At 59.6% G+C, this 21,998-nt stretch carries 20 protein-coding genes; 11 read left to right on the top strand and 9 right to left on the bottom strand.

What is annotated here, in order from left to right:
- A partial coding sequence (locus tag AC1DRN_RS09285) for a beta-eliminating lyase-related protein (RefSeq protein ID WP_477786677.1) occupies window positions 1–460 on the bottom strand: 460 nt, incomplete at its 3' end.
- Between the two features lie 132 nt (window positions 461–592).
- On the opposite strand from AC1DRN_RS09285, the gene AC1DRN_RS09280 reads away from it, so the two are divergent.
- The 8 genes from AC1DRN_RS09280 (at window position 593) to fdhA (ending at window position 10,752) form a co-directional block, all read left to right on the top strand.
- Complete coding sequence (locus AC1DRN_RS09280; protein WP_223456824.1) at window positions 593–1,357, top strand: TraX family protein; 765 nt, start codon at window positions 593–595, stop codon at window positions 1,355–1,357.
- 284 nt (window positions 1,358–1,641) lie between these two features.
- A complete protein-coding gene (glyA, locus tag AC1DRN_RS09275) occupies window positions 1,642–2,895 on the top strand; it encodes a serine hydroxymethyltransferase (RefSeq protein WP_223456825.1) in 1,254 nt (417 codons plus the stop codon).
- Between the two features lie 23 nt (window positions 2,896–2,918).
- Window positions 2,919–4,169 (top strand): sarcosine oxidase subunit beta, encoded by a 1,251-nt coding sequence (locus tag AC1DRN_RS09270; RefSeq protein WP_038981138.1) that lies wholly within the window; start codon window positions 2,919–2,921, stop codon window positions 4,167–4,169.
- A gap of 14 nt (window positions 4,170–4,183) precedes the next feature.
- A complete protein-coding gene (locus AC1DRN_RS09265) occupies window positions 4,184–4,513 on the top strand; it encodes a sarcosine oxidase subunit delta (protein ID WP_223456827.1) in 330 nt (109 codons plus the stop codon).
- Complete coding sequence (locus AC1DRN_RS09260; RefSeq protein ID WP_223456829.1) at window positions 4,510–7,527, top strand: sarcosine oxidase subunit alpha; 3,018 nt, start codon at window positions 4,510–4,512, stop codon at window positions 7,525–7,527. The genes AC1DRN_RS09265 and AC1DRN_RS09260 overlap by 4 nt, the downstream gene beginning before the upstream one ends.
- A gap of 182 nt (window positions 7,528–7,709) precedes the next feature.
- On the top strand, window positions 7,710–8,342 hold the full coding sequence (locus AC1DRN_RS09255) for a sarcosine oxidase subunit gamma (protein WP_007980412.1): 633 nt from the start codon (window positions 7,710–7,712) through the stop codon (window positions 8,340–8,342).
- 150 nt (window positions 8,343–8,492) lie between these two features.
- Window positions 8,493–9,350, top strand: coding sequence for a formyltetrahydrofolate deformylase (gene purU, locus AC1DRN_RS09250; protein ID WP_223456832.1), 858 nt, complete (start codon window positions 8,493–8,495; stop codon window positions 9,348–9,350).
- A gap of 202 nt (window positions 9,351–9,552) precedes the next feature.
- The gene (gene fdhA, locus AC1DRN_RS09245) at window positions 9,553–10,752 is read left to right on the top strand and encodes a formaldehyde dehydrogenase, glutathione-independent (RefSeq protein WP_477786676.1); all 1,200 of its coding nucleotides are present in this window, start codon (window positions 9,553–9,555) and stop codon (window positions 10,750–10,752) included.
- A 45-nt stretch (window positions 10,753–10,797) separates the two neighbouring features.
- Here fdhA and AC1DRN_RS09240 read toward each other — a convergent pair whose 3' ends face one another.
- Window positions 10,798–11,286: a hypothetical protein gene (locus tag AC1DRN_RS09240; RefSeq protein WP_223456836.1), complete on the bottom strand. Its 489-nt coding sequence runs from the start codon at window positions 11,284–11,286 to the stop codon at window positions 10,798–10,800.
- A gap of 244 nt (window positions 11,287–11,530) precedes the next feature.
- Between AC1DRN_RS09240 and AC1DRN_RS09235 the strand changes: the two genes are divergently transcribed.
- Window positions 11,531–12,085, top strand: a complete 555-nt coding sequence (locus tag AC1DRN_RS09235) for a DUF2780 domain-containing protein (protein ID WP_223456838.1) — start codon at window positions 11,531–11,533, stop codon at window positions 12,083–12,085.
- Between the two features lies 1 nt (window position 12,086).
- Here AC1DRN_RS09235 and AC1DRN_RS09230 read toward each other — a convergent pair whose 3' ends face one another.
- Window positions 12,087–12,974 carry an acyltransferase gene (locus AC1DRN_RS09230; RefSeq protein WP_223456840.1) on the bottom strand — a complete coding sequence of 296 codons (888 nt, stop codon included), beginning with the start codon at window positions 12,972–12,974 and terminating at the stop codon, window positions 12,087–12,089.
- Between the two features lie 164 nt (window positions 12,975–13,138).
- On the opposite strand from AC1DRN_RS09230, the gene rloA2 reads away from it, so the two are divergent.
- Window positions 13,139–13,645, top strand: coding sequence for a retropepsin-like aspartic peptidase RloA2 (gene rloA2, locus AC1DRN_RS09225; protein WP_223457005.1), 507 nt, complete (start codon window positions 13,139–13,141; stop codon window positions 13,643–13,645).
- Window positions 13,646–13,698: 53 nt separating this feature from the next.
- Here the strand turns inward: rloA2 and AC1DRN_RS09220 are convergent, their stop codons facing one another.
- Window positions 13,699–14,847, bottom strand: coding sequence for an RHS repeat-associated core domain-containing protein (locus tag AC1DRN_RS09220; RefSeq protein WP_223456842.1), 1,149 nt, complete (start codon window positions 14,845–14,847; stop codon window positions 13,699–13,701).
- A 628-nt stretch (window positions 14,848–15,475) separates the two neighbouring features.
- On the opposite strand from AC1DRN_RS09220, the gene AC1DRN_RS09215 reads away from it, so the two are divergent.
- The gene (locus tag AC1DRN_RS09215) at window positions 15,476–15,826 is read left to right on the top strand and encodes a DUF6124 family protein (RefSeq protein ID WP_223456844.1); all 351 of its coding nucleotides are present in this window, start codon (window positions 15,476–15,478) and stop codon (window positions 15,824–15,826) included.
- A gap of 243 nt (window positions 15,827–16,069) precedes the next feature.
- Here the strand turns inward: AC1DRN_RS09215 and AC1DRN_RS09210 are convergent, their stop codons facing one another.
- The 5 genes from AC1DRN_RS09210 to AC1DRN_RS09190 all read right to left on the bottom strand — a co-directional run bounded on the left by AC1DRN_RS09210 (window position 16,070) and on the right by AC1DRN_RS09190 (window position 21,764).
- Window positions 16,070–17,098 (bottom strand): RHS repeat-associated core domain-containing protein, encoded by a 1,029-nt coding sequence (locus tag AC1DRN_RS09210; protein WP_477786675.1) that lies wholly within the window; start codon window positions 17,096–17,098, stop codon window positions 16,070–16,072.
- A 106-nt stretch (window positions 17,099–17,204) separates the two neighbouring features.
- The gene (locus AC1DRN_RS09205; RefSeq protein WP_223456848.1) at window positions 17,205–17,834 is read right to left on the bottom strand and encodes a glutathione S-transferase; all 630 of its coding nucleotides are present in this window, start codon (window positions 17,832–17,834) and stop codon (window positions 17,205–17,207) included.
- Window positions 17,835–17,940: 106 nt separating this feature from the next.
- Entirely contained in the window at window positions 17,941–18,120 is a 180-nt protein-coding gene (locus tag AC1DRN_RS09200) for a hypothetical protein (protein WP_223456850.1), read from the bottom strand.
- Window positions 18,117–19,247 (bottom strand): PepSY-associated TM helix domain-containing protein, encoded by a 1,131-nt coding sequence (locus AC1DRN_RS09195; protein WP_223456852.1) that lies wholly within the window; start codon window positions 19,245–19,247, stop codon window positions 18,117–18,119. Before AC1DRN_RS09195 ends, AC1DRN_RS09200 begins: the two co-directional genes overlap by 4 nt.
- A 72-nt stretch (window positions 19,248–19,319) precedes the next feature.
- Window positions 19,320–21,764, bottom strand: coding sequence for a TonB-dependent siderophore receptor (locus tag AC1DRN_RS09190; RefSeq protein WP_223456854.1), 2,445 nt, complete (start codon window positions 21,762–21,764; stop codon window positions 19,320–19,322).
- Between the last annotated feature and the right edge of the window lie 234 nt (window positions 21,765–21,998).

The raw sequence follows: 21,998 nt of genomic DNA, 5'->3' as shown, positions 1-21,998 counted from the left end.
GGGTGTAGACGCTGCCGACTTCGGTGGCCTGGGTCAGGGTCACCACACGAGGTTTCGGGTAGTGGATATCCTGGCGCTTGAGCGCGACCTCGCGGATCGAATCCGGGGTCAATTTGCCGTTTTCGGTGCGGGCGATCAGCAGTTTGGAGCCGTTGGAGAAGAATTCCGGGGCGCCACATTCGTCGGTTTCGACGTGGGCGGTTTCCGAGCAGATCACGCTGTGGTAACTCTGGCACAGCGACGACAGCGCCAGCGAGTTGGCGGCGGTGCCGTTGAAGGCGAAAAACACTTCGCAGTCGGTTGCAAACAGTTTGCGGAAATCGTCGGACGCGCGGGCGGTCCACTCGTCGTCGCCGTATGCGCGCTGGTGGCCGTGGTTGGCCTGTTCCATGGCCGCCCAGGCTTCAGGGCAGATACCGGAATAGTTGTCGCTGGCGAATTGTTGGCTCTTGTCGGTCATGGCCTGCTTCCGTGGTCGAGATGCCTATGGTGAAGCGTCCCGTGGTCAATGAGGGTGCGCACTGTACCCAAGATCGTCAGGTGGAGCGCACAGGATGTCGCTGTCGGGAAAATACACGGTCGAAGGGCAATTATGCACGTGACTATGTACAAGAGCATGCACAAGACCATGCACAAGGCCATGCACTTAAAGCAGCGCGACGGGGCACTGGATCTGCTCAAGTGGCTGGCGCTTTTGAGCATGGTGCTCGATCACCTGCGATATGTCGGGTATTCCGCCGATTTGCTGTATGTGCCGGGACGCTTGGCGTTTCCGTGGTTCTGCCTGGCGATGGCGGCCAATCTGGCGCGCGTGCGGATTACGACGACCAGCGGCCAGTGGCGCTATCTGGGGTGGTTGCTGCTGTTTAGCGCGGTAAGTGAAATGCCTTACCGAATGTTCATTCCCAATCCCGACACCTTGAACGTGCTGCCCACCCTTGCCCTGGGCTTGCTGGTGGTTCGTGGCTGGCAGCAGCCGGTGCTTGCGTCGCGCCTGCTGGCGGTCGGCGCGGTACTTCTGGCAGTGTTTTTCTCCCAGCGCTTGATGTTCGGTTTCTATGGCGTTCTGTTGCCGCTGGCGATGCTGCTGGTACTGCAACGGCCTTGGTATTTCGCACTGTTGCCGGGGCTGGTGTGCCTGGCGGCCAATCAATGGCAGGTGCTGTATCACGCAGCTCGCCTGGGCAATATCGCGGCGATCCCGGCCATCGTCACGTGTCTGATTGCGCCATGGCTCGGGCTGTTCTTGTTGCGACATGCCGGGGGCGTAAAACCACCACCGATGCGGCGCTGGGCGTATGCGCTGTATCCCGTGCATTTCCTGCTGTTGCTCGCAGTACGACAGGCCATCGAATGACCCTGTAGGAGCGAGCCTGCTCGCGATAGCGGCGGGTCAGTCGACATCAATGTTGAATGTGATGCCGCTATCGCGAGCAAGCTCGCTCCCACAGGGGATCTACGCCGGATCGACGGTCGTGTTCGGCATGCCATTTCCCGCCATGTCGTAAACGCACCTTTGCGTGGCGCCCGTAGGCATTTGACGACTCCAAGCCAGTCATACCATCGCTACCAAAGGGCACTGCCGAAAAGCCAGTGCCTCACCGAGACGAATGGCGCACCGCCGCCGCTGGGAGAGACGCGATGTTCAGCAAGCAAGACCAGATCCAGGGTTACGACGATGCACTGCTGGCGGCGATGAATGCCGAGGAGCAACGTCAGGAAGATCACATCGAGCTGATCGCGTCGGAGAACTACACCAGCAAGCGCGTGATGCAAGCGCAAGGCAGCGGCCTGACCAACAAATACGCCGAAGGCTATCCGGGCAAGCGCTACTACGGTGGCTGCGAACACGTTGACAAGGTCGAAGCCCTGGCCATCGAACGCGCCAAGCAACTGTTCGGCGCCGATTACGCCAACGTGCAACCGCACTCCGGTTCCTCGGCCAACAGCGCCGTGTACCTGGCCCTGCTGCAAGCCGGCGACACCATCCTCGGCATGAGCCTGGCCCACGGCGGTCACCTGACCCACGGTGCCAAAGTGTCGTCCTCGGGCAAGCTGTACAACGCCGTGCAGTACGGCATCGACACCAAGACCGGTCTGATCGATTACGACGAAGTCGAGCGCCTGGCCGTCGAGTGCAAGCCGAAGATGATCGTTGCCGGCTTCTCGGCTTACTCCAAGACTCTGGACTTCCCGCGCTTCCGCCAGATCGCCGACAAGGTCGGTGCCCTGCTGTTCGTCGACATGGCCCACGTGGCCGGTCTGGTTGCCGCTGGTCTGTACCCGAACCCGCTGCCTTACGCCGATGTGGTCACCACCACTACCCACAAGACCCTGCGCGGTCCACGTGGCGGCCTGATCCTGGCCAAGTCCAACGAAGAAATCGAGAAGAAGCTCAACGCGGCAGTTTTCCCGGGTGCCCAGGGCGGCCCGCTGATGCACGTGATCGCCGGTAAGGCAGTGTGCTTCAAGGAAGCGCTGGAGCCTGGCTTCAAGGCTTACCAGCAGCAAGTGATCGACAACGCCCAGGCGATGGCCGGCGTGTTTATCAAACGCGGCTACGATGTAGTGTCCGGCGGCACCGACAACCACCTGTTCCTGGTCAGCCTGATCCGTCAGGGTCTGACCGGCAAAGAGGCGGATGCAGCCCTCGGTCGCGCCCACATCACCGTGAACAAGAACGCTGTCCCGAACGATCCACAGTCGCCGTTCGTGACCTCCGGCCTGCGTATCGGCACCCCGGCAGTCACCACTCGCGGCTTCAAGGTGACCCAGTGCGTCACACTGGCCGGCTGGATCTGCGACATCCTCGACAACCTCGGCGATGCCGATGTCGAAGCGAATGTTGCGCAGCAAGTGGCGGCCCTGTGCGCGGACTTCCCGGTTTATCGCTGAGTGCGGTTTTGGAGTAAATGACTATGCAACGCTACTCGGGCTTCGGCCTCTTCAAACACTCTCTCAGCCATCATGAAAACTGGCAGAAAATGTGGCGCACGCCGACCCCTAAAAAGGTCTACGACGTGGTCATCGTCGGTGGTGGCGGGCATGGTCTCGCAACGGCCTACTACCTGGCCAAGGAACACGGCATCACCAACGTGGCCGTGGTCGAGAAGGGCTGGCTGGGCGGCGGTAACACCGCGCGCAACACCACCATCGTTCGCTCCAACTACCTGTGGGACGAGTCGGCGCACCTGTACGAACACGCGATGAAACTGTGGGAAGGCCTGTCCCAGGACCTGAACTACAACGTGATGTTCTCCCAGCGCGGCGTCTACAACCTGTGCCACACCCTGCAGGACATCCGTGATTCCGAGCGTCGGGTCAGCGCCAACCGCCTCAACGGCGTCGACGGCGAACTGCTCGATGCCAAGCAAGTGGCTGACGAGATTCCGTACCTCGACTGCTCGAAAAACACGCGCTACCCGGTGATGGGCGCAACCGTCCAGCGTCGCGGCGGCGTGGCTCGTCACGATGCCGTGGCCTGGGGCTTTGCCCGGGCCGCCGACGCCCTCGGCGTGGACCTGATCCAGCAGACCGAAGTGATCGGTTTCCGCAAGGAAAACGGCGTGTGCATCGGCGTTGAAACCAACAAGGGCTTCATCGGCGCCAAGCGCGTCGGTGTGGTCACTGCGGGTAACTCCGGGCACATGGCCAAACTTGCCGGTTTCCGTCTGCCGATCGAATCCCACCCGCTGCAAGCGCTGGTGTCCGAGCCGATCAAGCCGATTATCGACAGCGTGATCATGTCCAACGCCGTGCACGGCTACATCAGCCAGTCCGACAAGGGTGACCTGGTGATCGGCGCCGGTATCGACGGTTACAACGGCTACGGCCAGCGCGGTTCTTACCCGGTGATCGAACACACCGTCCAGGCCATCGTCGAGATGTTCCCGGTGTTGTCCCGCGTACGCATGAACCGTCAGTGGGGCGGCATCGTCGACACCACGCCGGATGCCTGCCCGATCATTTCGAAAACCCCGGTACCGAACATGTTCTTCAACTGCGGTTGGGGCACCGGCGGCTTCAAGGCCACACCTGGCTCGGGCAACGTGTTTGCCGCGAGCCTGGCCAAGGGTGAAATGCACCCATTGGCTGCACCTTTCTCCATCGACCGTTTCCACAACGGTGCGTTGATCGACGAACACGGCGCTGCTGCGGTTGCCCACTAACAGGAGAAATCCCCATGTTGCATATCTTCTGTCCTCACTGCGGCGAGTTGCGCTCCGAAGAGGAATTCCATGCATCCGGCCAGGCGCACATCCCGCGCCCACTGGATCCGAACACCTGCACCGACGAGGAGTGGGGCGACTACATGTTCTTCCGCGATAACCCGCGCGGTCTGCACCACGAGCTGTGGGATCACGTTGCCGGTTGCCGTCAGTACTTCAACGCCACCCGCGACACCGTGACCTACGAGATTCTCGAAACCTACAAGATCGGCACCAAGCCACAATTCACCGACAAGACCGATAGCCCGAAAGCGGCCAGCACGGCTCTGGGAGAGAAGGTATGAGCCAGATCAATCGCCTGTCCAACGGCGGACGGATCGACCGCAACAAAGTCTTGAGCTTCACCTTCAACGGCCAGAACTACAAAGGCTTCGAAGGCGACTCCCTGGCCGCTGCACTGCTGGCCAACGGCGTCGACATCATCGGTCGCAGCTTCAAGTATTCCCGTCCGCGCGGCATCTTCGCCGCCGGTGCTGAAGAGCCGAACGCGGTGCTGCAGATCGGCGCCACCGAAGCCACGCAGATCCCGAACGTGCGCGCCACGCAACAGGCGCTGTATCAGGGCCTGGTCGCCACCAGCACCAACGGCTGGCCGAGCGTGAACAACGACATGATGGGGATTCTCGGCAAGGTCGGCGGCAAGCTGATGCCACCGGGCTTCTACTACAAAACCTTCATGTACCCGCAATCGTTCTGGATGACTTACGAGAAGTACATCCGCAAGGCCGCCGGCCTGGGTCGCTCGCCGACCGAGAACGATCCGGACACCTACGACTACATGAACCAGCACTGCGACGTGCTGATCGTCGGTGCCGGCCCTGCCGGTCTGGCGGCTGCCCTGGCGGCTGCGCGCAGCGGTGCCCGGGTGATCCTCGCCGATGAGCAGGAAGAGTTCGGCGGCAGCCTGCTCGATTCCCGCGAAAGCCTCGACGGCAAGCCTGCGACCGAGTGGGTCGCCAGCGTCATCGACGAACTGAAGAACACCCCGGACGTGCTGCTGTTGCCGCGCGCCACCGTCAATGGCTACCACGACCATAACTTCCTGACCATTCACGAGCGCCTGACCGATCACCTCGGTGACCGCGCTCCGATCGGCCAGGTGCGTCAGCGCATCCACCGGGTTCGCGCCAAGCGTGTGGTGCTGGCGACCGGCGCTCACGAACGTCCATTGGTCTACGGCAACAACGACGTACCGGGCAACATGCTCGCCGGCGCCATCTCGACCTACGTGCGCCGTTACGGTGTGGCACCGGGCAAGAAGCTGGTGCTGTCGACCAACAACGACCACGCCTACCGCGTTGCCCTGGATTGGCTCGATGCCAGCCTGCAAGTGGTGGCCATCGCCGATGCCCGCAGCAACCCGCGTGGCGCGCTGGTGGAAGAAGCACGCGCCAAAGGTATCCGCATTCTCACCGGCAGCGCCGTGATCGAGGCCCGTGGCAGCAAGCGCGTGACCGCTGCCCGTGTGGCTGCCATCGATGTCAAAGCCCACACCGTGACCAGCCCAGGCGAATGGCTCGACTGCGACGTGGTGGCCAGCTCCGGTGGTTACAGCCCGGTGGTTCACTTGGCTTCGCACCTGGGTGGCAAGCCGATCTGGCGCGAAGACATCCTCGGTTTCGTACCGGGTGAAGCGCCGCAGAAACGCGTGTGCGTCGGCGGCATTAACGGCGTCTACGGCCTTGGCGATTCTCTGGCCGACGGTTTTGAAGGTGGCGCCCGCGCCGCCGCTGAAGCCGGGTTCCAGACCGTCGAAGGCGTACTGCCGAAAGCCCTGAGCCGTCTCGAAGAGCCGACCCTGGCGCTGTTCCAGGTGCCGCATGAAAAGAACACCGCACGGGCGCCGAAGCAATTCGTCGACCTGCAAAACGACGTCACCGCCGCCGCCATCGAACTGGCGACCCGCGAAGGCTTCGAGTCGGTCGAGCACGTCAAGCGCTACACCGCGCTGGGCTTCGGCACCGATCAGGGCAAGCTCGGCAACGTCAACGGCCTGGCCATCGCTGCCCGCTCGCTGAACGTGACCATCCCGCAGATGGGCACCACCATGTTCCGTCCGAACTACACGCCGGTGACCTTTGGCGCCGTGGCCGGTCGCCACTGTGGGCACATCTTCGAGCCGGTGCGCTACACCGCACTGCATCAATGGCACCTGAAGAGCGGCGCCGAGTTCGAAGACGTCGGCCAGTGGAAACGTCCGTGGTACTTCCCGAAATCCGGTGAAGACCTGCACGCGGCAGTGAAGCGTGAGTGCAAAGCCGTGCGCGACAGCGTCGGCCTGCTCGACGCTTCGACCCTGGGCAAGATCGACATCCAGGGCCCGGATACGCGCGAGTTCCTCAACCGCGTCTACACCAACGCCTGGACCAAGCTCGACGTGGGCAAGGCGCGCTACGGCCTGATGTGCAAAGAAGACGGCATGGTCTTCGACGACGGCGTGACGGCTTGCCTGGCCGACAACCATTTCGTCATGACCACCACCACTGGCGGCGCGGCGCGCGTCCTGCAATGGCTGGAGCTGTACCACCAGACCGAATGGCCGGACATGAAGGTGTACTTCACCTCCGTCACCGACCACTGGGCAACCATGACCCTGTCCGGGCCGAACAGCCGCAAGCTGCTCAGCGAAGTCACCGACATCGATCTGAGCAACGAAGCCTTCCCGTTCATGACCTGGAAAGAAGGTCTGGTCGGCGGTGTGCCGGCGCGGGTGTTCCGGATTTCGTTTACCGGCGAGCTGTCGTACGAAGTCAACGTGCAGGCCGACTACGCGATGGGCGTGCTGGAAAAAATCGTCGACGCCGGCAAGAAGTACAACCTGACGCCGTACGGCACCGAAACCATGCACGTGCTGCGGGCCGAGAAGGGCTTCATCATCGTCGGCCAGGACACTGACAGCTCGATGACCCCGGACGACCTGAACATGGGCTGGTGTGTCGGTCGCACCAAACCGTTCTCGTGGATCGGCTGGCGTGGCATGAACCGTGAAGACTGCGTGCGTGATCAGCGCAAGCAACTGGTTGGCCTCAAGCCGATCGATCCGAACAAATGGCTGCCGGAAGGCGCGCAGCTGGTGTTCAACACCAAGCAGGCGATCCCGATGACCATGGTGGGTCACGTGACCTCCAGTTACCTGCACAACTCCCTGGGCTATTCGTTCGCCATGGGCGTGGTCAAGGGCGGCCTGAACCGCATGGGCGAGCGCGTGTTCGCACCGCTGGCCGACGGCAGCGTGATCGAGGCGGAAATCGTTCCTTCGGTGTTCTTCGATCCGAAGGGCGAACGCCAGAACGTGTAAAGGCTTCGGGTCCTGTGGAGTGTGAGCTGCCGCCATCGCGAGCAAGCTCGCTCCCACAGGATTGAAGTCGCCAGAAAAATTTGTGTCAGGCATCAGTCCACTGTGGGAGCGAGCTTGCTCGCGATGGCGGCAGAAGCGCCACCACAAGGGCCGGAACCAACAAAATTCAAGACAGGTGCTTTATGACCGCAGCCAATGTTTACCAACAACGCCCAACCTCCGGGGCCAAGGCCGAGTCGTCGCTGCATCACGCCGATCTCGCCAGCCTGGTGGGCAAGGGTCGCAAGAACGCCGGCGTGACCGTGCGTGAGAAAAAACTCCTCGGCCACCTGACCATTCGTGGCGATGGCCACGATGCCGCGTTTGCCGCGGGCGTGCACAAGGCCCTTGGCATCGAATTGCCGGGCGCGCTGAGCGTCATCGTCAAAGGCGAAACCAGCCTGCAATGGATGGGGCCGGATGAGTGGCTGCTGATCGTGCCGACCGGTGAAGAGCTTGCCGCCGAGCAGAAACTGCGCAAAGCGCTGGGCGATCTGCACATTGCAATCGTCAACGTCAGCGGTGGCCAGCAACTCCTCGAACTGAGCGGCCCGAACGTGCGCCAGGTGCTGATGAAGTCCACCAGCTACGACGTGCACCCGAACAACTTCCCGGTGGGCAAAGCTGTCGGCACGGTATTCGCCAAGTCGCAACTGATGATCCGTCACACCGCTGAAGACACCTGGGAACTGCTGATTCGTCGCAGCTTCTCGGATTACTGGTGGTTGTGGTTGCAGGATGCTTCTGCCGAGTATGGGCTGAGCGTTCAGGCCTGATCACCACCGTCACTGTAGGAGCGAGCCTGCTCGCGATGGACTTCAAGGCAGCGCGTTGAATCAGACAGTACGCGTCATCGTTGGCCTCCATCGCGAGCAGGGCTCGCTCCTACAGTAGGCATCCACCGATTTCTCAGGAGTCACCGCACCATGAGCCGCGCCCCAGACACATGGATTCTGACCGCCGACTGCCCAAGCCTGCTCGGCACGGTGGACGTGGTGACCCGCTTTCTGTTCGAGCAGGGCTGCTACGTCACCGAGCACCACTCCTTCGATGACCGGCTCTCGGGCCGTTTCTTCATTCGTGTGGAATTCCGCCAGCCTGACGGTTTCGACGAGCAGTCGTTCCGCGCGGGCCTGGCCGAGCGTGGCGAAGCCTTTGACATGATCTTCGAACTGACCGCGCCGAACTATCGGCCGAAAGTGGTGATCATGGTCTCCAAGGCCGATCACTGCCTCAACGACTTGCTCTATCGCCAGCGCATCGGCCAGTTGTCGATGGACGTGGCCGCCGTGGTCTCCAACCACCCGGACCTCAAGCCGCTGGCCGACTGGCACCAGATTCCGTATTACCACTTCCCGCTGGATCCGAACGACAAGCCGTCCCAAGAGCGTCAGGTGTGGCAGGTGATCGAAGAGTCCGGCGCCGAACTGGTGATCCTTGCACGCTACATGCAAGTGCTGTCGCCGGAGCTGTGCCGCAAGCTCGATGGCAAGGCGATCAACATCCACCACTCCCTGCTGCCCGGGTTCAAGGGCGCCAAGCCCTATCACCAGGCCTACAACAAGGGCGTGAAACTGGTGGGCGCCACGGCGCATTACATCAACAACGACCTGGACGAAGGTCCGATCATTGCCCAGGGCGTGGAGGCAGTGGACCACAGCCACTACCCGGAAGACTTGATCGCCAAGGGGCGGGATATCGAAGGGCTGACGCTGGCGCGGGCCGTCGGGTATCACATTGAGAGACGCGTATTTTTGAACGCGAACAGAACAGTCGTTCTCTAGATCGCCATCGCGAGCAAGCTCGCTCCCACAGGGTTTTGTGTCGTTTACAAACCTAGTGTCCGCCCCGGCCCACTGTGGGAGCGAGCTTGCTCGCGATGAAGCCCTGACAAGCAACACAAGACACATAGGCAATAACCCGAGCACTTAACGCGCTGCCTGCCTGGGCAACGCGGTTTCATAAAAACAACATCGAGGTGAAAGCATGTCTGGTAATCGTGGAGTGGTGTATCTCGGCGCTGGCAAGGTCGAAGTGCAGAGTATTGACTATCCGAAAATGCAGGACCCGCGCGGCAGGAAGATTGAACACGCTGTCATCCTGCGTGTGGTGTCTACCAACATCTGTGGTTCCGACCAGCACATGGTGCGCGGGCGTACCACAGCGCAAACCGGCCTGGTGCTGGGCCATGAGATTACCGGCGAAGTGATCGAGAAGGGCAGCGACGTCGAGAACCTGAATATCGGCGACCTGGTGTCCGTACCGTTCAACGTGGCTTGCGGGCGCTGCCGTTCCTGCAAAGAGATGCACACCGGCGTGTGCCTGAGCGTCAACCCGGCGCGTCCCGGTGGAGCTTATGGTTATGTCGACATGGGCGACTGGACCGGTGGCCAGGCCGAATACGCCATGGTGCCGTACGCCGACTTCAACCTGCTGAAGCTGCCGGATCGCGACCGGGCCATGGAAAAAATCCGCGACCTGACCTGCCTCTCCGACATCCTGCCGACCGGCTATCACGGTGCCGTGACCGCTGGCGTTGGCCCGGGCAGCACCGTGTACATCGCTGGTGCCGGTCCGGTCGGCCTGGCGGCAGCCGCTTCGGCCCGTCTGTTGGGTGCGGCGGTGGTGATCGTCGGGGACGTCAACACCGTTCGCCTGGCTCACGCCAAGGCCCAGGGCTTCGAAATCGCCGACCTGTCCCAGGAAACGCCGCTGCACGAACAGATCGCTGCACTGCTGGGCGAGCCGGAAGTGGATTGCGCCATCGACGCTGTTGGCTTCGAAGCCCGTGGCCATGGCCATGACGGCGTGAAACACGAAGCCCCGGCCACTGTGCTCAACTCGCTGATGGGCGYGGTGCGAGTGGCAGGCAAGATCGGCATCCCCGGCCTCTACGTGACCGAAGACCCGGGCGCCGTGGACGCCGCCGCGAAAATGGGCAGCCTGAGCATCCGCTTCGGCCTGGGCTGGGCCAAGTCCCATAGCTTCCATACCGGCCAGACCCCGGTAATGAAGTACAACCGCCAACTGATGCAGGCGATCATGTGGGATCGCATCAACATCGCCGAAGTGGTGGGCGTTCAGGTGATCAGCCTGGATCAGGCTCCGCAGGGGTATGGTGAGTTTGATGCCGGCGTGCCGAAGAAGTTTGTGATCGATCCGCACAAGATGTTCAGCGCGGCGTAAAGCGTTGGGCTAAAAAAGGGCGACCGGGGTCGCCCTTTTTTGTGTTCAATGGCCTGTTGGTGGCATGGTCAGGACTCTGTAGTTGAACTCACATTCCTTTTCGACCCGTGAATCGCAGTGTTCAACGGACTTGGCTTTGTTGGACGCGCCGGCCTTTTCTTTAATGGGTTGCGCCTCCCATTTTGTGCCCTTGACGGGAGCCCACTCTCTGAAGGAGTACAACGTCATCCTGGCAAACGCGTACCAGTCGTCACCCTCGTAATCACACGAAACTACATCCGTATTACCTTCGGAACTGACGGTCCGGTAGAGCGCTCCGGTGAATACGAAGGTTTCAAGATCTCCCTCGCTGGCATAGGGGTTTTCACCTACCCAGACGCGGCCGTTCGGCCCGGGGGCGGAGTAGCTGTAGCCTTGTTCCTCCTGCTTTTGTGTGATGCTTGCAACTGACGGACACATAGTGGTTGCCGCAAGGGCGTTGGCTGTGAATACCGACAGTAGTACGGCACTTGCCGCGAGTGTTTTACGTATCATGATGTACTCCTTTACATGGTTTGGAGTCGTCATGTTGGGGGAGTGGAACTGCGGTGGGTACTATCAGTATTGATAGGTTGTGTTGGCGCTTTATTCGTCTCGCGGCATCCAGGGTTTAACGTTTGTTATACGTGACCGGGGTAAAAACGGATGCGCGGTAAGGAACATGATTGAGGATATCTGGTCAAACCGGCAGTTTTACCGCCGGTTTTCGGATGGTTTCATGGCTCAAGAGGATGTCTGGATGAAGATTTCACGCGGCATTGCATTGGCTTCGCTGTTGGCACTGTCCGCCAGCCCTGCCTTTGCGCAGTTCAGCCTGAGCGATGCGGCCAATGCGATTTCGGGCATGAAGGGTGGTGACGCGGCCGCGACTGCCGCACCGGCGCCGCAGACAGCCGACCTGCTAAGCACCCTCAGTGAATTGAACATCACCCCACAACAAGCCATCGGCGGCGCCGGGGCGATGCTGGGGCTGGCGAAGAACCAGTTGAGTTCAACCGACTACTCGGAACTGGCCAAAAGCGTGCCGGGCATCGACATGCTCTCGGGCGGCGGTGAGTTGGGTGCACTGGCCGGTCTGCTCGGCTCCAGCGGCAAAGCCGCAGGGCTGAACAATGCCCTGGGTAACGTCAAGAACACCAACGACCTGAACAACGCCTTCAGCGCCCTGGGCATGGACAGCGGCATGATCGGCCTGTTTACCCCGGTGCTCCTGCAATACCTCGGCCAGCAGGGCGTCGGCGGTTCGCTGCTGAGCAGCCTGGGCGGGATCTGGGGTGCCGGCACCGGCAGTTGATTCAGCGGCGCTCGCTTTTCAGTTCAGCAATGCGCTGATCCTTCTCGATCCAGAGCTGGTTGACCCAGTTCTGGACCTTCTCGCGAAACAGCGGATCGTTTTCGTAATCGCCCTGCCACAGTGCCGGGTCGAGATCGCGGGTTCGGATTTCGATGATGACCCTTGGCACATCGCCGCTGATCAAGTCCCAGAACCCCGGAATCTTCTGCTGCGGGTAAACCACCGTCACATCGAGAATCGCATCCAGCTGTTCGCCCATCGCCGCCAGTACAAACGCCACGCCGCCAGCCTTGGGCTTGAGCAGGTGGTTGAACGGTGATAGCTGTTGAGCGCGTTTGGCCGACGTGAACCGCGTGCCTTCCAGATAATTGACCACGGTTACCGGTTGGCGCTTGAACAGCTCGCAGGCCTGTTTGGTGATCTCCAGATCCTTGCCCGCCAGTTCCGGGTGTTTGGCCAGGAACGCCTTGCTGTAGCGCTTCATGAACGGGTAATCCAGCGCCCACCACGCCAGGCCCAGGAAGGGCACCCAGATCAGTTCTTTCTTGAGGAAGAATTTGAAGAATGGCGTGCGCCGGTTCAGCGTCTGGATCAGCGCCGGGATGTCGACCCAGGATTGATGGTTGCTGATCACCAGGTACGAGGTATCACGGCGCAGATCGTCACCGCCACGGATGTTCCATTGGGTGGGGATGCACAGGCGGAAGATCAGCTTGTCGATCTCGGACCAGGTCTCGGCGATCCACATCACCACCCATGAGGCGTAATCGCGAAAACGGCCGGGCAGGACCAGCTTGAGCAGGGCAAACACCAGCAGTGGCCCGATCAGGATCAGGGTGTTGAGCACAAGCAGCAGGGTCACGAAACAGCCGGTGAGCAGGCGGCGCATAAGTCACTCGTGGAGGCGGTTGGGCGCGCAATGATAAGCAGCTTCGGACGACAGGCCAAATCGGCGGTGACGAATGTTTCACTTTCGGGTCGGTAACCTTGTGGGAACGATCAAGCGAACGACGGTCTAAAATCCGACTGCTTACTCTCATGGAAACCCATCACGTGAAATCCCTTCTTGCAGTGCTCTCTCTCATCGCCCTGCCGGTCATGGCCGCCGAGCCGACCCTGTACGGGCGTTACGAATACATTGCCCTGCCGGAAATCGGCGGGAAGGTCCTCAAGGCGAAGATGGACACCGGCGCCCTGACCGCGTCGCTGTCGGCCAAAGACATCGAAACTTTCAAGCGTGACGGCGAAGATTGGGTGCGTTTCCGCCTCGGCACCAAGGATGCGGGCAATCAGGTCTACGAACACAAGATAGCGCGCATCAGCAAGATTAAGACCCGTTCCGAAGAGGAGGAAGATGACAGCGAAGTAGTCGCTCCCACGAAGCGTCCAGTGGTCGATCTGGAGCTGTGCCTGGGTAACGTCAAGCGCACGGTTGAGGTCAATCTGACTGATCGCAGTAGTTTTAATTATCCGTTGCTGATTGGGGCGAAGGCGTTGCGTGAGTTTGGGGCAGCGGTGAATCCAGCGAGAAGATTTACAGCGGATAAACCGGATTGTTGAATGATGGGAGCCAAGAGGTCTATTGCTGATGCTCCCACAGGCGATGCGCCGGATTAAAACGGCGCTTCATGTGAGTGAAGTCGAATGGCACTTTGTTTGTTTTGGATGGCTTTTATACGTACAGAGCTATAGGCAGGTTCTTTTATAATAATTTGCACATGATTTTTTAGTGCGGAGTTAAGTTCAGTGTTGACGCTGTAGTCACGACCTGGCTTAAGAGTTTCAAAGTTCCTCGTGTAAGCGCCGAATATTTTTGGTGAACTGGATTCTGCTCGTTTCGAAACTGTAGCCCATCCTACAGCTGATTCGTAGTCTGGGGTTACGTAGAAACCCCGCCCACTATCGGTGCCATTTCGTGAGCCCATATATTTGGCACTTAAACCTGTTGCCAAACTTTTTGTGTGTTCTTCTGTTGAGCCGTGATAGCCAATCAGGTCATATTTTTGAGTGTTATTAATAATGGCGTCATTAATTTTTCGCTCATTGGCCGCTAACGAGTCGAATGTGTCGGAGTGTCTTCTTTTTGTCAGGGCTTGACTATTTTTCGGTGAGGCTGTTGTAGAAGATTTCATCAGTGGTTTAGATGTAGTGGCACCTCTTGCTCTTTGAAACCCTAGATTTACGGGTCTCGGTGGAGGTGGCGGTGCTAATCTCGAAAGTGCTGAAATTGTATGCCCCGTCGGATCACTGTGGTTAATCGAATTTCCCGCGCAATACCCATAAGCATTCAGCCCCCCGGCCCCAAACGGACTCCAACTATCCGGACTGTTAAACCGCATCAGTACCGGATTGAACTGCCGATACCCATTCCCCAAATGATAATGCCCGGTCACCGGATCCGGCCGTTCGCCGTTAAAACCGAGCAGACTGAGCAACCCGTTTTCTCGTGGACGATGGCCGTAGGGTGAGTAGGAGAGGGCATTGAGTTGAGTCGCGTCCAGCGCATTCAATACCGAACGTTGTTGGTCGGTGGTCAGCAACGTGGCAGCGACCTTGCCGCCCTCGCGCTGCTGCTGCGCCAACAGTTGGTCGTCGTGCTGCACGACAGTGCGCTGCACTGTGCCTTGTATTTCGGAGGACAGGCGGGTCTTGCAGTAAAAGCGCTGGATGGTGGAATGTTCAAGGGAGGTGCTATCGACCAGGCGATCGAGTGGGTCGTAGTGGTAGCGACTCAAGACGGTTTCGCGGGTAGGGGTAGGCATTGACTGAGTTCCTTGCAAGGTCCAAAAGCCGAGCGTTCAGCTTCGTTCCTTTTTCAGTCGTTGCCTACTATCAGAACTGTTAGGGGTTTGCCCTTTCTGCAAGCCCTCAAGAATCTCAAGCGAACACAAGGCGTGCATGTTTCACGGATCAAAAGTAGGAGTGAGCCTGCTCGCGATGAGGCAAGTACAGCTAGCTAAAACTTCCTCTCTGGACATCGTTCCCAGAGTCAAACTTCTCTCCCGTTGTTGACCCAGACAGGGTTCTTCTCTCGTCGGAAAGTAAGTTTTCCTACAGGAAAAACTGGCCTCCTACAGCGCTAATCCCTTCCTTTTGCAGGACGTTTCCTAGATTATTTCGCACGCTTGCGCCGACCGATTTCCGTGCCTAGTCTTCGTCCGTCACTGCTCATCAGTGATCGGGTTTAGTCGCCCGGCTATCACTTGGCGTACAGCGCTACCTCTCTGTTCAGGTGTTTTTTATCGCCTGAAATCTATGGTGGCTGTGCGCAGGGCACCTTCGGGTGCGCCGGGTTCCAGGTGACCGGTCGACTAACCTGTGCGCAGCCGCCACCCCTCTCGTTTAGTCGCGAAATCGGTTGGCTCCTACTATCACCTTGGAGTTTTACCAATGAAAAAGCCAGTCCCCGATCCACCCTCCAATGCAACCAGAAACGACGATCTGCTCAGAGACCGCTCAGCACTCTACCGGGCAATCGACTTCTACCTGACCGGCGAACAGCCGTCGGCACCGGATGAGCTCCGGTTTTACAACGTCAGTGATGACGTGAGTTTCGAAGACAGCCAACTCTATGTCGCCGACCTGCTGCGCTGTGCCTCTGTCACTGCCTATCAGTGCGGTGACCACCTGAAAGGCGCAGACAGGACCATGGTCTTTTCCGTGTGGCATTTGCTGGAGATCGCCAAGGCCATGGTTGATCGGTCGATTGATTGTTTGGGGATGAAGCAGGCTCAGGAATGATTGAGGTAGTCGGTCGTTGTTGATATTGCTATCGCGAGCAGGCTCAGTCCCACAGGGGAGTTGAGCCGAGAAGAAATAATACTGGAGAAATGTTCGCAAAAAACGAAGCGGGACAGATTTTTGGGTTAACACCTGCCCGCTTGTTTTATGTTTTTATTTAAATAAATCTGTCACCTTAGTTGGGGTCACCTTAGTTAGGTCGCCTTAGTTAGTTGCAGCCAGCTCAAGGCATGTTTTTATTCTTCAATTTGTCCTTTCGCCTCGAATATTCGCTGCATTTTCGAACTGCAAGCTGCCTCTAGGTGACGATGAGGGGGCTACTAAAGAGCCTGCTTGATTGGTGCTACGGCGAACAGTTGAAGTGAGCTGAGGCAAACTGCCCCTTCTCATGGCCTCATCATAGGTGGGGGGGAGTGAAAAGTTGGAAGAAGTAGAGGAGGTGCGAGGTAAACTGTGCATCTCTATGTCCGCACTCACTATGACAGGTCGTGAAAGGTTTTGGTGGCCAGCAGGAAGTAGATCATCGTATGAAGGAGGAGGGCGGTTCCCTATAATGCGTGTGACACGAGAATTAATTTTCTTATAGAATGTCGCCCCGGCAAACAAAGCTGTACCTGCCGCCATAATGCCCAATCCAATATATTCGGTAGTATCATTGTCAAGCATCGTCCCCACTAGAGAGATCCCGCCGCCCGCTGCACTAAGACCCAACCCTATTATCTTTAGAACACCTACGCCAAAGTGTCCTGTCGGGTCGCTCCGATTTATTGGATCTGCGCCACAGTACATATAGGCATTGAGTCCACCCTCCCCGAACGGACTCCAGGTGTCCGGGCTGTTAAACCGCTTCAACACTGGATTGAACTGCCGATACCCACTTCCCAAATGATAATGTCCGGTCACCGGATCCGGTCGTTCGCCGGTGAATCCGAGCAAGCTGAGCAATCCACTTTCTGGTGTTCGATGGCCATAGGGCTCGTAGKCGAGGGGATGAGGCTGGTTTGCATTGAGCGCGTTCAATATTGAACGTTGTTGATCAGTCGCCAGCAGCGTGGTGATCACCTTGCCACCCTCGCCCTGCAGTTGCGCCAGCAGCTGGTCGTCATGCTGCATGATGCTGCGTTGTACATCGCCTTGAATTTCAGTACTCAGGCGAGTCCCACAGTTAAAACGCTTGATGGTGGGTTGTAGAAAAGGTGCGCTATCGACCAGCCGATCAATCGGATCGTAGTGGTAGCGAGCCAGGAGGCGTTGATGGGTAGAGGTAGGCATTGACTGAAGCTCCGTGCAAAGGACGAAAAAGCCGAACCTTTAGCATCAATCCTTTCCCAGCCATTGCCTACCTATCAGAACTGCTAGGGTTTTGCCCTTTCTGAAGTCAAACCTTCGGCATCGTCGCCAGCATCGACGCTCGCTGGCTCACCTCGAAATACCAGCCCGCCAGCTTTGGATTCGCTTCGCGCCACTCCAGATTCGGGTGGCGCAGATCCAGATAACCCAGCGCACAGGCCACGCTGATCGCGGCCACATCAAAATGGCTGGTGAGTTCGGCGATGGCGTCTGCTTCCAGCACAGCCAACGCCCGGCGGATCTTTTCGCGTTGGCCGTCCAGCCATTCGTCCCAGTGTTTTTCCGGGGCGCGCAGTGCAACTTCGTAGCGCACCAGCACGGCGGCGTCCATGATCCCGTCGGCCAGCGAAGCGAGGGTCAGACGGCGCCAGCGGGCCGAGCCTTCGCGGGGGATCAGCGGATTGCCGACGTGCTGCTGATCGAGGTAGTCGAGGATGACCCGGCTGTCATGGATGACATTGCCATCGGCCAGGCGCAGGGCGGGGATTTTGCCCAGGGGGTTGTCATCGATCAGTGCAAGGTCCGGGGCGACGGGCGTCAGTACGCAATTTTGCAGCGCCACGCGATTCTGTTGACCGGTTTCGTGGAGCAACACCATGACTTTGCGAACGAAGGGAGAGAGCGGGTTGTGGTACAGGGTCATGCTCGGGGCGGACATGGCAGCGTCTCGATCGGTGGCAGTGTCGGGCAGCATAGCGCGTTGGAGCGATAGCTCAAGATGGCAAACACCCTTGTAGGAGCGAGCAAGCTCGCTCCCACAGGGATCAGCGGCGTTGCAGGAGGCCGCGCAGGGCTAGCACAGCCGTGATGCCCAAGCCCAACCAGCTCAACGAATCCCACACACCATCCCCGAGCAACGCGGCAAACAACCCTGTCGCGCTGAGCACCGCGATGACGGTCGGAATGGCAAATACCTTCCAGAAGTTCGACTGCCGGGGCTTCATGCCATGCTCTCCGCTTTTTCCAGCACCGGCCTGGCAGCCTTGCGCCGCACCACCCACAGGTAGACCCCGCTGCCGAGCACGATGATGGTCAGCACATCCAGGGTCGCCCAGAGGATCTTCATCGGCATGCCGCCGTAGTCACCGAAGTGCAGCGGCTGCGACATGCCCATGGCGTCCATGTACCACGGTCGTTCGGCCACGGCGGTGACTTGCAGGGTGCTGGCGTCGATCAGTACCGGCGTCAGCAGGTGCGAAGTCAGGTGCGTGCTGCCTTTCATGAACACCGCGTAATGGTGCTCGCTGGAAAAGCGCGTGCCTGGGAAAGCGATGAAGTCCGGCTGCATGCCCGGCGCGACATCCTTGGCGATGTCGAGCAAACGGGTCGCGGGCGCGAGTTGCGTCAGTGGTGGTGCATCGCGGTACGGCGCGACCATCGCGCTCAGGCTGTCGTTGCGCCAGGCGGCGATGATCAGGTCGGCGCAGGCACTGATCACGCCAGTCACGCCGACCACCAGGGTCCAGGTCAACGTCACCACACCGATCAGGTTATGCAGGTCGAGCCAGCGCAGGCGTGTGGACTTGTCCTGGCGCACGGTGGCGAACTTCAAGCGGCGCATGAACGGCAAGTACAGCACCGTGCCGGAAACGATCGCCACCACGAACAGAATCCCCATGAACGCCAGCAGCAACTTGCCCGGCAAGCCGGCAAACATGTCCACGTGCAGGCGCAGCATGGTCATCGTGAAACCGCCGTTGGCCGATGGCGTCTCCAGCGCTTCGCCGGTACGGGCGTCGAGCATGAAGGTGTGGGACGAGTTCGGCTCGGTGCCTGCGGTCGCGGCCATGATGGTCAGCACCGCGTTGGGCTCATCATCCTCGAAGCCGAAATACTGCAGGACTTCGCCAGGGCGATGCTTCTCGGCGGCCTGCACCAACTGCTGCAAATTCAGGTGCGGGGTATCCGCCGGCATTTCCTTCACTTCAGGCGCATCGCCCAGCAAGTGGTCGATCTCGTGGTGAAAGATCAACGGCAGGCCGGTCAGTGCCAGCAGCAACAGGAACACCGTACAAATCAGGCTGGTCCAGGTGTGGATCGCGGACCAGCGGCGAATTGTTTTACTTTTCATTTCATAGCCTTCAGAAAAACCAGAACCGTCCACGAAGGACGGCCTGGTCATTGGGCGTGTCAGCTCAATGCGTTACCACTTGTAGGTTGCACTCGCGACGACACTGCGCTGGTCGCCGTAGTAGCAGTAGAAGCTGTCGCAAGTCGAGATGTAGTCCTTGTCGAACAGGTTGGTCGCGTTAACGGCCAGCGAAGCGCCTTTGAGGCTGTTGTCGAGGCGACCGAGGTCGTAGTGAACCACCGCGTCGAACACCGTGTAGGCACCGGCCTTGCCCAGCCAGGTGTTGGCCTGGTCGCCGTAGGTGTTGCCGGTGTAGCGCGCGCCGGCGCCGATGCCGAGGCCATCCAGCACGCCGTTGTGCCAGCTGTAGTCGCCCCACACCGACGCTTGCTGGTTAGGCATCAGTTGCAGGCGATTGCCCTTGTAGATGCCCTCTTGCACTTCGGATTTAGCCAGGGTGTAGGCCGCGGTGACCTTGAGGTTTTCGGTCACGTCGGAAACGGCTTCCAGCTCCAGGCCTTTGACTTTCACTTCGCCGGTCTGGCTGGTGACCGTCACGTTGCCCACGTTGTTGGTAACGGAAACATTTTTCTGGGTCAGGTCATACACAGCCGCCGTCAGCAGGGTGTTGCTGCCCGGTGGCTGGTACTTGATCCCCAGTTCCCATTGCTTGCCTTCAGTCGGCTTGAACGACTCGGTCGGCGAGGCGACGGCATTGCTGGTCGGCTGGAACGATTCGGCGTAGGACAGGTAGGGCACGAAGCCCGAGTCGAACACATAGCTGATCGCCGCGTTGCCGCTGAAGTTCTTGTCGCGTTCGGTGTTGGTGGCATCGCCCTTGTTGAAGAACGTGGTACCGGTGTGGACCCAGTCTTCACGACCACCGAGGGTCAGGCGCCATTGGCCGAGGGCCATCTGGTCCTGGAGGTACAGGCCGGTCTGCTGGGTCTTCTGCTCGTAGTCGTAGAACGCCGTGGAGCGTGCCGGACGTTCAATCGGCAAGCCATAGATCGGGTCGTTGACGTTGATGCCCGGCGCGGTGCCGAAGATCGAGAGGTAGTTGGTGGTGTTGCGCTGGTGGTCCAGGCCGATCAGCAAGGTGTGACTGACATCGCCGGTGATGAAGTCGCCCTGGAAGTTGTTGTCCACGGCGAATTGGGCGATGTCTTCGTCGACATTGGTGGTGCCACGGCCGGTGTTGCCTTGATCGTCGACGACAAACCCGAACTCGGCAAAGTCAGGGTTGTAGCTGTTGACGGTCACTGCCTGGAACGACAGCTCCGACTTGGTGTAGCGCAGGTTCTGCCGGAACTGCCAGACATCGTTCAGGCGGTGTTCGAAGGCATAACCCAGCGCGTAGTAGGTGCGGTCGTAGAAGTCGTAGTTCGGATCACCCAGGTTCTTGTGGTGGGAGATCTCGCCGAACGGCATGTCGATCTTGGTGCCCTGGATCGGATAGAACTGACTGGTGATACCAGTATCGTCACGAGTGAACTGCGTGAGCAGGGTGAATTTGGTGTCTTCGTCGATGTTCCAGGTCAGGCTTGGCGCAATGTTGTAGCGCTTGTCATCGATGTGGTCGATGGGCGTGCCGCCGTCGCGCAGCACGCCGCTGAGGCTGTACAGGAACTGGCCTTCGTCGTCGATCTTGCCGGTGCTGGCGAAGTTGATCTGGCGATGATTGTCACTGCCGTATTGCACTTGGATCTCGCTGCTGGCTTCGGCGCTTGGGCGACGGCTGACCATGTCCAGCAGGCCGCCCGGCGGGGTCTGGCCGTACACCGAGGAGGCCGGTCCGCGCAGCAGCGCCAGGCGGTCGAGGTTCCAGGTTTCCTGTTTAGGGTTGGAGTACACACCTTTTGGCAGTGGCAGGCCGTCGAGGAATTGAGTCGGCTCGAAACCCCGCACACGCAACCAGTCGGAACGGGTGTCGCTGCCGAAGCTGCTGGCGGTGATGCCCGGCAAGTAGCGCACGGCATCATCGAGGGTGTGCACGTTGCGGTCGTCCATCTGCTCACGAGTGACGACCGAGATCGAACGCGGCGCCTCGACCAGCGCAGTGTCGGTCTTGGTGCCGGCGGCGGTGCGCTTGGCCAGGTAGCCCTGTGCCGGGCCCCAGGCGCTTTCAGTGTCTTGCACACCGATCACGCTGGTGGCCGGCAGGTCCATCACACCCTCGGGCACGGCCACCAGGGTGTAGGTGCCCGCACTGCCCTGCTCCAGTTGCAGGCCGGTGCCACGCAGGGCTTCGCGAAGGGCGCTGGCTGCGTCGAACTGGCCTTTGACTGGCGCCGAGGTCTTGCCCGCCGCCAGGGATGGATTCAACGACAGGGCCAAACCCGCCTGGCTGGCGATCTGGTTCAGGGTATTGGTCAACGGCGCGGCCGGCAGGTTGTAGGCGCGGACGCTGGACGCCTGTTCAGCGGCGATCAATTGGCTGCTGGCCAAAGGGGTGCAAAGGGCAATGGCGACCGCCAGCAAACTGCGGCGCAACAGGGAGTCTAGCGAACGAGGCATACAGCGGCTCCTGAATGGAAATATTTCTCAATTGCCTGTGTGCCGAATGAAAATCAAAAAGTGATAGGGCTGGATGAAAATAATTTCGATTCAGAAGTCGGTTGCGGCTGGTATTGGGTCAAACCGGTTTTTGCGGGGAGTCGAGCGCCGCCATCGCGAGCAAGCTCGCTCCCACATTTTGAAATGCATTCCAGTGTGGGAGCGAGCTTGCTCGCGATGACGGTTGATCAGACA

It is taken from the genome of Pseudomonas sp. P5_B3 (assembly GCF_056400405.1).
Note: the sequence above shows the minus strand (reverse complement) of the source record. Positions and strands in the feature narration are given on the sequence as shown.